The sequence below is a fragment of the Caulobacter sp. Root343 genome (assembly GCF_001425745.1).
Taxonomy (GTDB): Bacteria; Pseudomonadota; Alphaproteobacteria; order Caulobacterales; family Caulobacteraceae; genus Caulobacter.
The window spans coordinates 172,359-184,496 of the sequence record NZ_LMDF01000008.1 but is presented as its reverse complement, the minus strand read 5'-3'; the positions used below and the strand labels follow the sequence as shown (position 1 = coordinate 184,496).

At 69.6% G+C, this 12,138-nt stretch carries 9 protein-coding genes; 8 read left to right on the top strand and 1 reads right to left on the bottom strand.

Annotated features, from left to right (window positions below):
• Positions 1 to 129: 129 nt before the first annotated feature.
• Entirely contained in the window at positions 130 to 315 is a 186-nt protein-coding gene (locus ASC70_RS19205; protein WP_056053337.1) for a hypothetical protein, read from the top strand.
• Here the strand turns inward: ASC70_RS19205 and ASC70_RS19200 are convergent.
• Positions 290 to 946, bottom strand: a complete 657-nt coding sequence (locus ASC70_RS19200; RefSeq protein ID WP_056053334.1) for a glutathione S-transferase family protein — start codon at positions 944 to 946, stop codon at positions 290 to 292. The two genes, ASC70_RS19205 and ASC70_RS19200, sit on opposite strands and share 26 nt — an antisense overlap.
• Positions 947 to 1,172: 226 nt before the next feature.
• Here ASC70_RS19200 and ASC70_RS19195 point away from each other — a divergent pair, with 226 nt between their 5' ends.
• The 7 genes from ASC70_RS19195 (at position 1,173) to ASC70_RS19165 (ending at position 12,078) form a co-directional block, all read left to right on the top strand.
• The gene (locus ASC70_RS19195) at positions 1,173 to 2,219 is read left to right on the top strand and encodes a LacI family DNA-binding transcriptional regulator (protein WP_056053330.1); all 1,047 of its coding nucleotides are present in this window, start codon (positions 1,173 to 1,175) and stop codon (positions 2,217 to 2,219) included.
• Between the two features lie 364 nt (positions 2,220 to 2,583).
• Positions 2,584 to 4,773 (top strand): TonB-dependent receptor, encoded by a 2,190-nt coding sequence (locus ASC70_RS19190; RefSeq protein WP_056053328.1) that lies wholly within the window; start codon positions 2,584 to 2,586, stop codon positions 4,771 to 4,773.
• A gap of 76 nt (positions 4,774 to 4,849) precedes the next feature.
• Positions 4,850 to 6,805, top strand: coding sequence for a glycoside hydrolase family 3 protein (locus ASC70_RS19185; RefSeq protein ID WP_056053706.1), 1,956 nt, complete (start codon positions 4,850 to 4,852; stop codon positions 6,803 to 6,805).
• A 20-nt stretch (positions 6,806 to 6,825) separates the two neighbouring features.
• Complete coding sequence (locus ASC70_RS19180; protein ID WP_056053325.1) at positions 6,826 to 9,027, top strand: beta-glucosidase; 2,202 nt, start codon at positions 6,826 to 6,828, stop codon at positions 9,025 to 9,027.
• Positions 9,028 to 9,041: 14 nt separating this feature from the next.
• On the top strand, positions 9,042 to 10,604 hold the full coding sequence (locus ASC70_RS19175) for a carboxylesterase/lipase family protein (protein ID WP_056053322.1): 1,563 nt from the start codon (positions 9,042 to 9,044) through the stop codon (positions 10,602 to 10,604).
• Entirely contained in the window at positions 10,601 to 10,792 is a 192-nt protein-coding gene (locus tag ASC70_RS19170) for a hypothetical protein (protein ID WP_047406724.1), read from the top strand. Before ASC70_RS19175 ends, ASC70_RS19170 begins: the two co-directional genes overlap by 4 nt.
• 110 nt (positions 10,793 to 10,902) lie before the next feature.
• Positions 10,903 to 12,078 (top strand): Yip1 family protein, encoded by a 1,176-nt coding sequence (locus ASC70_RS19165; RefSeq protein WP_056053317.1) that lies wholly within the window; start codon positions 10,903 to 10,905, stop codon positions 12,076 to 12,078.
• Positions 12,079 to 12,138: the final 60 nt, after the last annotated feature.

The window sequence follows — 12,138 nt, the reverse complement described above, 5'->3', positions numbered from 1 at the left end:
CGGCTCTACCCCGTCCAGGCGGGTGGGGCGGCATGTCGCCACCGATCCGGTGACATGCCGCCAAGCCGGGGAGCGTCATGGGTCTCGAAATCCGCGCGGCCGCCGTCCACAGCCTGACGATGTCGGCCCATGCCTAGCCGCGCGGGACGCCCGAACGCCCTGAAACCGGAGAACAGGGCGCTGGTGGTGCTCGTCACCATCCTGCAGTTGGCGGCCGTCGTCCTGGTCTGGCTTCTAGCCATCGCGCCCGCGGCGCTGCTGGCCTTGGCGGCCATGGCCGCCAAGGCGGTTACTGGCCCGCGGCCGCGGCGTTGAAGACCGCCAGCTGGGCGTCGAAAGCGCGCCGGTAGGCGGGCCGCGCCTCGGCGCGGGCGACATAGGCCATCAGGCTGGGATATTGCTCCAGCAGACCCAGAGCAGGCGTCAATCTGCGCAGCACCGTCACCATCATCAGGTCGCCGGCGCTGAACTCGCCATCGAGCCATTCGGCGTCGCCCAAATAGTTGGAAAGCTGGCTCAGCCGGGTATGGACGGCCTGGTCCAGCATCGGCAGGCGAGCCTCGTACCAGGGCTTGTCGCGTTCGAAGATCGAGACCATGCCGCGCTCGACGATCGGCGGCTGCATCGTGGCCTGGGCGGCGAACATCCACGTCAGGGCCCGCGCCCGGGCGTTGGCGTCGTCCGGCAGCAGGCCCGGACCTTGCTGGGCGATGTGGAACACGATGGCGCCGGATTCGAACAGCGCCAGATCGCCCTGCTCATAGGTAGGGATCTGCCCGAACGGATGAATCGCCATATGCGCCGGCGCCTTCATTTCGGGGAACGTGACCAGGCGCACGTCGTACGGCTGGCCGACTTCCTCCAGCGCCCAGCGGACCTGCATGTCGCGCGCCAAGCCCTGGCCGCGGTCGGGCGAGGCTTTGAAGGCGGTGATGGTGGGGCTCATGGCGGGGCTCCGGTCGAGGGCATGGCGTCGGTCAGGATGGCATGCGTGAAGGTGACGTGGGGAAGGGGGACATTCATCTCCCTTCGGCTCTTGTTGTCCCGAGGACGCGCGAGGCGGGGCCCTTCCGACACGCGCCCGCATTTTTCTCGAAGGTCGCGATTTCTCGAACGGACATCGGGTTCGACCGGTCTCGCGCGCGGATCGCCTTTCGGCTAGGTGTCGCTGCATGCAGCAGGATGAACGCGGCGACCCGGTCACGATCGTCGACATCGCCCGCCAGGCGGGGGTGTCGATCAAGACCGTTTCGCGGGTGATCAATCGCGAGGAAGGCGTCGGGGCGCTGACCCGGGCGCGAGTCCAGGAGCTGGTCGAGAAGCTCGGCTACCGCCCCAACGTCTCGGCCCGGTCGCTGTCCAGCCGGCGCAGCTACCTGATCGGCGTGATCTTCATGCGGGTCGGCGCCTACCACTATGTCGGCGAGGTGCAGGTCGGCGCGATGCGCGCCTGCCGGCGGGCCGGCTATCACCTGGTGGTCGAGCAGGCGCAGCCGCCGGAGGCGGTCGGCGGCGTCCAGGCCTTCGCCGACGTGCTGCGCGACGCCCGCTTCGACGGGGTGGTGCTGACCCCGCCCACCTGCGACGACCCCGAGGTGCTGGCCGCGATCGAGGCGGCGGGCCTGCCCTATGTCCGCATCGCCCCGCACCGGGAGTTCGAGCGCTCGCCCTACGTGTTCATGGACGACCGCCGGGCGGCTTGGGAGCAGACCCTGCGGCTGTGGGACATGGGCCATCGCCGGATCGCCTTCATCGACGGTCCCGACGAGCACGTCTCGGCCGCGCGCCGCCGGGAGGGCTATGTCGTGGCCCTGCGCGAGCGCGGCGCCGAGCCTCGCCCCGAGTGGATCGCCAAGGGCCAGTTCCTGAGCCTATCGGGGTTCGACGCCGCCGAGGCGCTGCTGCGCCTGCCCGAGCGGCCCACCGCGATCTTCGCGGCCAATGACGAGATGGCGGTCGGGGTGCTGTCGGCCGCGGCCAAGCACGGCCTCTCGGTCCCGCGAGACCTTTCCGTGGTCGGCTTCGACGACTCGCCGGCCGCCGAGTCGGCCTGGCCGCGCCTGACCACCGTCCATCAGCCGACCGCCGAAATGGCCGAGGCGGCCGTCGAGATGCTGATCGAGGGCTTCGGCGACGAGCGGTTCCGGGGACGGGTGGCCGTCCGCCAGCTGGACTATCACCTGGTGGACCGGGACTCCGCCGCCCCGCCGTCGACCTGATCGCCAAGTAGATCCGGACTGGCCGGAAGCGCTTCCATCGGAACGGAATTTCGGCGACCGGGAAGAGTGGGAACGATGTTTCCCCCGTGCGTCGCTCACACGCATATCTCGTCTCTGTAATCGGTTTCATCCGACAGCGGTGTCAATAAAATCGTCATAGACAACGTTGTCGTAGCGTGTTGTCTGATTACGACAACGTTGTCGTAAGCCGCCATCGAGCGGTCGGCGACGGTGTCAGGAAGGCCTCGAAACAAGGGGCCCGGAGGAATCGCAACCAAGGCGTCCACCCGGACGCCGACTGGACGTCGTCACGGTCCGGCTCGCGCCGCCGTGCCTGGGGTCCAAGCAGGACAAGGGGAAAGACATGCGTAGTCTGTTGTTCGCGTCGGCCGCGCTCGCGGTCGTGAGCTTCCACGCGCCCATGGCCATGGCCCAGGACGCCAATGTCGTGAAGCTGGACGAAGTCGTCGTCACCGCCCAGCGCCGTAGCGAGAATCTGCAGAAGACGCCGCTGACGGTCTCGGCCGTCACCGGCGACAAGCTGGAATCCCAAGGCATCAAGACGGTCGTCGACCTGTCGGCCCAGGTGCCGGCGCTGCAGATCAGCTCCAGCGGCTCCGGCGCGGCCGTGGTCTTCCTTCGGGGGATCGGCAGCACCAACACCACCGAGGTCGGCGACCCGGCGGTGGCCTACCACATCGACGGTATCTACATCGCCCGGTCCACCTCGGTCGGGGCGCTGTTCTACGACGTCGACCGGGTCGAGGTGCTGCGCGGTCCGCAGGGCACGCTGTACGGCCGGAACGCCACGGCGGGCGCGATCAACGTGATCACCAAGCAGCCGAAGTTCGCCTATGAGGGCAATGGCTCGCTGGACGTCGGCAATTACGGCGCCATCACCACCTCGGGCATGGTCAACGTGCCGGTCAGCGACACCATCGCGGTCCGCGCGGCGTTCCAGCAGTCGCGCCACGACGGTTACGTCAAGGCGCTGAACAAGGGCCCCGGCACCGGCGGCAACGACCGCTACGACCAGGACGACAAGTCGGCCCGCATCCAGCTGCTGTGGAAGCCCAGCGACGACTTCACGCTGCACCTGGGCGCGGACTATCTGCACCAGGGCGGGGCCGGCGGCGGCGACAAGACCTACGGCACGGCCGTGGCCACCAGCGATCCGTGGACCTGCAACTGCGCCACCAACCTCTATCGCAACAACAAGTTCTTCGGCGCCCACGCCCAGGCAGACCTCGATCTCGGCTTCGGCACCTTGACCTATCTGACCGGCTACAACTTCTCGCGCCTCGACCGTAACGGCGAGAACGCCAGCACCGGCGCGCCCAACTTCTTCAAGGGCAAGGACACCACCTGGTCGCACGAACTGCGCCTGGGCGGCGACACCGGGAACCTGAAGTGGGTGGTCGGCCTCTATCGCTTCACCGAGGACAACAACGTCGACTTCCGGGTCTTCCTGGCGACCAATTCGTACCTGTCGTTCATCCAGCCCGAGGTTTCGGCCAAGTCGATCGCCGCGTTCGGCCAAGGGACCTATGCGGTCACCGACCGCTTCCGGGTGACCGGCGGCCTGCGCTACACCGAGGACCACAAGGCCCGCGACGGCGGCACCTTCCTGACCAACTCGGCCGGGGCCATCACCTCGGTCGTGGTCAAGAACCTGGCCGACGCCAAGTGGAACGCCACCAACTGGAAGATCGGCGCCGACTTCGACCTGACCGACAGCTCGATGCTCTACGCCAACATGGCCACGGGCTATAAGGCCGGCGGCTATTTCGACGGCGTCGGGGCCAACACCTACGAGCCGGAGAAGATCACCTCGTACGAGGCGGGGGTGAAGAACCGCTTCTTCGCCAACCGCCTGCAGCTGAACGCCACGGCCTTCCTCTACGACTACAAGGACTTCCAGGTCTCGGCGGTGGGTGTGATCGCCGGCCAGAACGCCACGGTCACGCTGAACGCCGACAAGGCCCGCGTCTATGGCGTCGAGTTCGAGAGCAGCCTGGTGGTCACCGAGAACGACCGCCTGGACGCCACCCTGGGCTGGCTGCACGCCGAATATACCGACTTCGTGCTGCCGCTCGGCGACGCGTTCGCCAATAACAACGCCAACGCCGCGGTCCCGGCCTGCTTCAAGGCCAACTTCACCCTGGCCGCGCCGCGCTCGACCGACTTCTCGGGCTGCCGGATGGCCAGGACTCCGAAATGGAGCCTGAACGTCGGCTACCAGCACACCTGGGCCATGGAATCCGGGGCTCGGCTCGTCGGCCGCGTCCAGACCCACTACGAGAGCGGCAAGAACCTCGAGTACCACGGCTTCGCCCAGAACAAGCAGGACAGCTTCACCAAGAGCGACGTCAGCCTGACCTATTCCAGCGCCGACGACCGGTGGTCGCTGCAGGGCTATGTCCGCAACATCGAGAACGACGACGTCCGCACCGCCTCGTCGCCGAACTCGACCACGGGCCTGTCCACCAACGGCAACGGCGAGTTCTACGCGCCGCCGCGCACCTTCGGCCTGCGGCTGGGGGTGAACTTCTAACTACCCCGGTGACCCTCGCCCTCGGCGGTCCCTGCGCCGCCGAGGGCGCTTCTTGTTCAGCGTTCAGGAGTTCGGCGTGCGCGGTCTTCAACGTCTTCTGCTCTCGACGGCCGTCGCGGTCGCGGCCGGCTCCTCGGCGCTCGCCGCCAGCCAGCCCGAACTCGGCGTCCGCGACGGCAAGGTCGTCGCCGTCGATGGCCTGCGGTTCCGCGATCTCGACCGCGACGGCAGGCTGTCGCCGTTCGAGGACTGGCGCCTGGCGCCCGAACAGCGCGCCGCCGACCTCGTCTCGCGGATGACGCTGGAGGAGAAGGCCGGCGAGATGATGCACGGCACCCTGCCGGCCGTCGGCGGCATGGTCCCCGGGCGCGGCCAGGGCTATGACCTCACCAAGCTCAAGCCCCTGATCCTGGACCGCCACGTCACCACCTTCATCACCCGGCTGTCGGGCGATCCGGCCTGGCTGGCCGAGCAGAACAACGCGGTGCAGGCGATCGCCGAGCAGGGCCGCCTCGGCGTGCCGGTCACCGTCAGCACCGATCCGCGCCACCACTTCCAGTTCGTCGCTGGGGCCAGCGTTTCCAGCGGCGGCTTCTCGCAATGGCCCGAGGCCACGGGCCTGGCCGCGATCGGCGACCCGGCCCTGGTCCGGCGCTTCGGCGACATCGCCCGCCAGGAATATCGCGCGGTCGGCATCCACCAGGCGCTGTCGCCGATGGCCGACCTGGCCACCGAACCGCGCTGGTCGCGGATCAGCGGGACGTTCGGCGAAGACCCGGACCTGGTCGGCAAGATGGTCAAGGCCTATGTCCAGGGCTTCCAGGGCGGCGAGACCAGCCTGGCGCCCGGCGGCGTCTCGGCCGTGGTCAAGCACTGGGTCGGCTACGGCGCCTCGGCCAAGGGTTTCGACGGCCACAACAGCTATGGCCGCTACGCCGTGTTCCCGGCCGGCCAGTTCGACCTGCACGTCAAGCCGTTCGACGAGGCGTTCGCCGCCGGCGTGGTCGGCGTCATGCCGACCTATGCGGTGCTCAAGGACCTGGGCCTGGAACAGGTCGGCGCCGGCTTCTCCAAGCAGCTGCTGACCGACCTGTTGCGCGGCAAGCACGGCTTCAAGGGCATCGTGCTGTCGGACTGGGCCATCACCAACGACTGCGGCGACACCTGCCTGAACGGCTTTCCGACGGGGGTGAAGCCCAGCTTCGCCGGCCTCTCCACCGCCTGGGGCGTCGAGAGCCTTGCCAAGGTCGATCGCTACGCCAAGGGCGTCAATGCGGGCCTCGACCAGTTCGGCGGCGTCGAGGACACGGCCGAGCTGGTGGCGGCGGTCAAGGCCGGCAAGATAGCGCCCGCCCGGATCGACGCCGCCGCCCGCCGCATCCTGGCGATCAAGTTCCAGCAGGGCCTGTTCGAGAATCCCTATGTCGACCCGAAGGCCGCCCAGGCGGTGGTCGGCTCCAAGGCCTTCGCCGCCGAGGGCCGCGCCGCCCAGAGCGCGGCCCTGACCCTGCTCGAGAACAGGAACGGCCTGCTGCCCCTGAAGGCCGCCGGCCGCAAGGTCTGGCTGAAGGGCCTATCGCCCGACGCCGCCCGCGCCCACGGCCTGGTCCCGGTCGAGGACCTGGCCCAGGCCGAGCTGGCGATCGTCCGCACCGCCGCGCCGTTCCAGACCCTGCATCCGAACTTCATGTTCGGCAGCATGCAACACGAGGGCGATCTGTCGTTCAAGGACGGCGCGGCCGATTACGAGGCGATCAAGGCCGCGTCCGCCAAGGTCCCGACCATCGTCGCGGTCTATCTCGACCGTCCCGCGATCCTGACCAATGTCCGCGACAAGGTCTCGGCCCTGATCGGCGACTTCGGGGCCGGCGACGACGCCTTCCTCGACGCCCTGACCGGCGCCGCTCCGCCACGCGGCAAGCTGCCGTTCGAGCTGCCCTCGTCGATGACCGCCGTCGAGGCCCAGGCCGAGGACGCGCCGCACGACTCCAAAGACCCCCTCTATCCGATCCATTTCGGCCTGACCTACTGAGCCTGCTGAGGACGACCGCCTTGCCCAGAACCCTGAAAATCGCCGCGAGCCTCGCTGTCCTCGCCTTCGCCACCGCCGGTCACGCGCAGGCGCCCGCCGATCGTCCCTGGATGAACGCCAAGCTCTCGCCGGACCAGCGCGCGGCGCTGTTGGAGAAGGAGCTGACGCTGGACGAGCGCATCGGCCTGGTCCACGGCCCGATGTCGATGCCGATCTTCGGCATCAAGAAGCCCGAGGGCGCCATCGGCTCGGCCGGCTACATTCCCGGCATCCCGCGCCTGGGTGTGCCGGCGCTGCAGGAAAGCGACGCCAGCCTGGGCGTGACCAACCCGCTGGGCGTGCGTCCGGGCGACGGCGCGACGGCCCTGCCGTCGGGTCAGGCGCTGGCGGCGACCTTCAACGTCAAGCTGGCCTACGAAGGCGGCGCGGTGGTTGGCCGCGAGGCGCGGGCCAAGGGCTTCAATGTCCAGTTGGCCGGCGGCGTGAACCTGGCGCGCGACCCGCGCAACGGCCGAAACTTCGAATATCTGGGCGAGGATCCCTGGCTGGCCGGCACCCTGGCCGGGGCGTCGATCAAGGGCATCCAGGACCAGGGGATCGTCTCGACGATCAAGCACTTCTCGCTGAACGGCCAGGAGACCAACCGCCACTTCGCCAATTCGGTGATCGACGAGGCCGCCCACCGCGAGAGCGACCTGCTGGCCTTCGAGATCGCCGTCGAGAAGGGCCAGCCTGGCTCGGTCATGTGCGCCTACAACCTGGTCAACGGCGACTGGAGCTGCGGCAACGCGCATCTGCTGAACGACGTGCTCAAACGCGACTGGGGCTACAAGGGCTGGGTGATGTCGGACTGGGGCGCGGTCCACGCCACCGACTACATCGTCAAGGGCCTGGACCAGCAGTCGGGCGAGCAGCTGGACGCCAAGATCTGGTTCGGCGAGCCGTTGAAGGCCGCCGTCGAGAAGGGCGAGGTCCCGGTCGCGCGCCTGTCGGACGCCGCCCGCCGCATCCTGCGCTCGATGTTCGCCGCCGGCCTGTTCGACAAGCCGGTGACGCCGGGCGGGGCCGTCGACTACGACGCCGGGGCGCAGACCGCCCGCGCCGCGGCGGCCGAGGGCATCGTGCTGCTGAAGAACCGCGAGGGCCTTCTGCCGCTGGCCAAGACCGCCAAGACCATCGCCGTGATCGGCGGCCACGTCGACGCCGGCGTGCTGTCGGGCGGCGGCTCGTCCCAGGTGGTGCCGCCGGGCGGCGCCCAGCGCGTCGTCCCGCTGGGCGGCGAGGGCATGATGGGGCCGTTCCGCAGCCAATATTTCAACGGCTCCTCGCCGCTGGCCGCGATCCGCAAGGTCGCGCCGGGCGCCAAGGTGACCTTCGACGACGGCCGCTACGTGTCCGCCGCCGTCGCCGCCGCCAAGGCCGCCGACATCGTCGTGGTGTTCGGCAACCAGTGGATGGGCGAGGGCGAGGACGCTCCGGACCTGTCGCTGCCCAACGGCCAGGACGCCCTGATCGCCGCCGTCACGGCGGCCAACCCCAATACGATCGTCGTGCTGCAGACCGGCGGTCCAGTGTCGATGCCCTGGCTTGGCCAGGCCGGCGCGGTGGTCGAGGCCTGGTATTCGGGCGCCAAGGGCGGCGAGGCGATCGCCGACGTGCTGTTCGGCGAGGTCGACGCCTCGGGCCGCCTGCCGATGACCTTCCCGGTCGCCATCGACCAATATCCCCGCGCCGAACTGCCGGGCCTGGGCCTGCCGGACAAGACCCGCTTCGACGTCGTCTATTCGGAAGGCGCCGACGTCGGCTACCGCCGCTTCGCCACGAACGGCCAGAAGCCGCTGTTTCCGTTCGGCTACGGCCTCTCCTACACCCGGTTCGCCTATTCGAACCTGAAGGTGACGGGCGGCGACACCCTGACGGTCAGCTTCGACGTGGCCAATACCGGCGCGCGGGCCGGCAAGGACGCGCCGCAGGTCTATCTGACCGGCGCGGCCGGCAAGGCCCTGCAGCGTCTGATCGGCTTCGAGAAGGTCGCGCTGGCGCCCGGCGAGACCCGCCATGTCACCGTCACCGCCGACCCGCGCCTGCTGGGCGCCTTCGACGCCAAGGCCAATCGCTGGAGCTTGACGGGCGGCGACTATCAGGTCGCCGTGGGCGCCTCCTCGGCCGATCTCGCCCTGAAGGGCGCGGCCAAGGTCAAGGCGCGGACGCTGAAGCCGTGAACGGGAGAGACTCGATGATGATCCGTATCGCCTCGCTCGTCGCCGCCGTGACCGTGGGCGCCGGACAGGCCGTGGCCGCCGATCCGACCGTGGCCACCACCTTCGGCCCCGTGGTTGGTGAGACCGTCCAGGGCGTCGCCGCGTTCAAGGGCGTGCCGTTCGCCGCGCCCCCGCTGGGGGCCCTGCGCTGGCGCGCGCCGCAGCCGCCGACGGCCTGGACCGCGCCGCGCGACGCCAAGGCCTATGGCGCCGACTGCATGCAGAACCCGTTCCCCGGCGACGCCGCGCCCCTGGGCGTCAAGCCGGCCGAGGACTGCCTCTACGCCAATGTCTGGACGCCGGAAGCGGCGCTCAAGGGCAAGTCCAAGCGGCCGGTCATGGTCTGGATCTACGGCGGCGGCTTCGTGAACGGCGGCAGCTCGCCGGCCGTCTATGCTGGCGACCGCTTCGCCCGCGACGGCGTGGTGCTGGTCAGCTTCAACTACCGGGTCGGCCGCTTCGGCTTCTTCGCCCATCCCGCCCTGACGGCGGCGAGCGCCGACGGCGGGATGCTGGGCAATTACGGCCTGATGGACCAGATCGCGGCCCTGAGGTGGGTGCGCGACAACGCCGCCGCCTTCGGGGGCGATCCGGACAATGTGACGGTGTTCGGCGAGTCGGCCGGCGGCGTGTCGCTGCACGCCCTGCTGACAGCGCCCCAGGCCAAGGGCCTGTTCCACAAAGCGATCATCGAGTCCGGCGGCGGCCGGCCGCGCCTGCTGCCGACCCTGCCCCTGACCGCGCCGGCCGGCCAGCGCTCGGCCGAGACCGCGGGCCTGGCCTTCGCGGCCAAGGCCGGCGTTCCGGGAACCGACGCGGCGGCGCTGGACGCCCTGCGCGCCTTGCCGGCCGAAACCGTGGTGGACGGCCTGAACATGGCCACCGCCGGCACGCCGACCTGGGCCGGCGGGCCGATGCTGGACGGCAAGATCGTGACCGACGCGCCGCTGAAAGCCTATCAGGCCGGGGCGTGGAGCAAGATGCCGGTGATGGTCGGCGCGACCAGCGCCGACGGCTTCTTCTTCGGCGGAACCCGCGACCAGGTCTTCGCCCCGTTCGGCGTGCGCCGGCCCGAGGCCGAGGCCCTGTACGACCCCAAGGGCGACGGCGAGCTCAAGGTCTATGGCTGGAAGGCGGCGGGCGACCGCATGTTCATCGAGCCGGCCCGGGCCGTGGCGCGGGTGATGTCCGGCCAGGGCGCGCCGGTCTACCAGTTCCGGTTCTCGTACGTCGCCGAGAGCCAGCGCGGGCAATGGTGGGGCGCGCCGCACGCCACCGAGATCCCGTTCGTGTTCGACACCGTCGACGCCCGCTACGGCGCGGCCCTGACCCCGGCCGACGCGGCGGCGGCCAAGGCGGCCCACGCCTACTGGATCGGCTTCGCCAAGTCCGGCGTCCCGACCGCGCCCGGCGGCCCGGCCTGGCCGCGCTACGAGGCCGCGTCCGACCAGATCCTCGACTTCTCCGCCGAGGGGCCGAAGGTCGTGGCCGATCCGCTGAAGGCGCGGTTGGACCTCGTCGAGGCGACCACGCCATGACCATGATCGTCGTGGATTCCGAACGGGTGCGACGGCTACGCGACCTGCTGCCGGCGATCACCAAGGAGCATCTGCAGGGTACGCTGGGCATCAGCGAGACGACCTGGGTCCGCCTGCGCGACGAACGTCCGATCCGGCGCTCGACCTACGAGCGGCTGATGCGCCGATCAGGCTTTCCGGCCTCCTGAGACGTCTCGCGGCCCTTGTCGGAAAACCGTGTTTCGACCTTGGCGAGAACCATGCGTAGATAGGCCATCGGGGCGGGCGCTGGATTCTCACAGAGGGAGCGCGACGCGGGATGGCGGTAGTTGAAGGTGGATCGGCGGGGACCGGTCTGGTGGCGAGGGTCAAGGGCATACTGCTGTCGCCCTCGTCCGAATGGGACAAGATCGAACAGGAGCCCGCCACGATTGGCGGGCTGTTCACGGGCTATGTGTGCATCCTCGCCGCGATCCCGGCGGTGGCTGGCCTGATCGGCGGCCAGCTGTTCGGCCACGGGGCGCTCGGGATCTCGATCAAGCCCCCTCTGGGCGTGGCGGTGATCACGGCGGTGCTCGGCTATCTGGGCGCGCTGGTGATGACCTTCGTGCTGGGCTCGGTGATCGACGCCCTGGCGCCCAGTTTCGGGGCCGAGAAGAACCGGGTGCAGGCCTTCAAGGTCGCGGCCTATTCTGGCACCGCCGGCTGGGTGGTCGGCGTGCTGCAGATCCTGCCAATGCTGGCGGTCATCGTTCTACTGGCCGGCCTCTATGGCTGCTGGCTGCTGTATCTGGGCCTGCCGCGAGTGATGAAGGCTCCGGCCGACAAGGCGCCGGGCTATGCCATCGTGACGATCCTGGTCGCGATCGTGGTGTCCATCGTGATGTTCATCGTCGTCGGCGCGACCTCGATGGCGATCGGCCGCGTGGCCGGCTTCCACGGCGCTTCGCCCGCCGGCAAGATGGGCGGAACCGTCGAGCTCAACGGCCAGAAGGTCGACCTGGACCGGCTGCAGGCGGCCGGCGAGCGGGCCGAGGCCCTGTCGAAACAGCCGCGAAAGGCGGTGTCGCCCGACGCGCTCAAGGCCCTGCTGCCGGAGAGCGTGGCGGGCTATGCGCGGTCCAGCGTCGAAACCAATTCCAGCGGCACGGGCGACGTCTCGATCGTCGTGGCCACCGGCGAGTATCAGAAGGACGGCAATTCGTTCCGCCTGGAGGTCACCGACCTGGGCGCGATGGGCGCCATGGCGGCCCTGGCCTCCGGCATGGGCGCGCACACCACCAAAGAGACGGCCGACGGCTACGAGAAGGTCGCCACCATCGACGGCCGGCTGACCTCGGAGGAATGGAACCGCCCCTCGAACTCCGGGAAATATTCGGTGGTGATCGCCGACCGCTTCTCGGTCCAGGCGGACGGCTCGGCGAACAATATCGACGACCTGAAGCAGGCGGTGCGGGCGGTGGACGCCGGCCGCCTGGAGAGCTTGGCGCGATAGCGAGCGCCGCCCGGGCCGCCCCGTCGCGGCCCGGGCGGTGGCCTGTACGGCCATGGCTCG

Coding starts and splice junctions, on each gene's coding strand:
- ASC70_RS19175 (WP_056053322.1), top strand. CDS start 9,042: ATGATGATCCGTATCGCCTCGCTCGTCGCCGCCGTGACCGTGGGCGCC.
- ASC70_RS19165 (WP_056053317.1), top strand. CDS start 10,903: ATGGCGGTAGTTGAAGGTGGATCGGCGGGGACCGGTCTGGTGGCGAGG.
- ASC70_RS19190 (WP_056053328.1), top strand. CDS start 2,584: ATGCGTAGTCTGTTGTTCGCGTCGGCCGCGCTCGCGGTCGTGAGCTTC.
- ASC70_RS19195 (WP_056053330.1), top strand. CDS start 1,173: ATGCAGCAGGATGAACGCGGCGACCCGGTCACGATCGTCGACATCGCC.
- ASC70_RS19200 (WP_056053334.1), bottom strand. CDS start 946: ATGAGCCCCACCATCACCGCCTTCAAAGCCTCGCCCGACCGCGGCCAG.
- ASC70_RS19205 (WP_056053337.1), top strand. CDS start 130: ATGCCTAGCCGCGCGGGACGCCCGAACGCCCTGAAACCGGAGAACAGG.
- ASC70_RS19170 (WP_047406724.1), top strand. CDS start 10,601: ATGACCATGATCGTCGTGGATTCCGAACGGGTGCGACGGCTACGCGAC.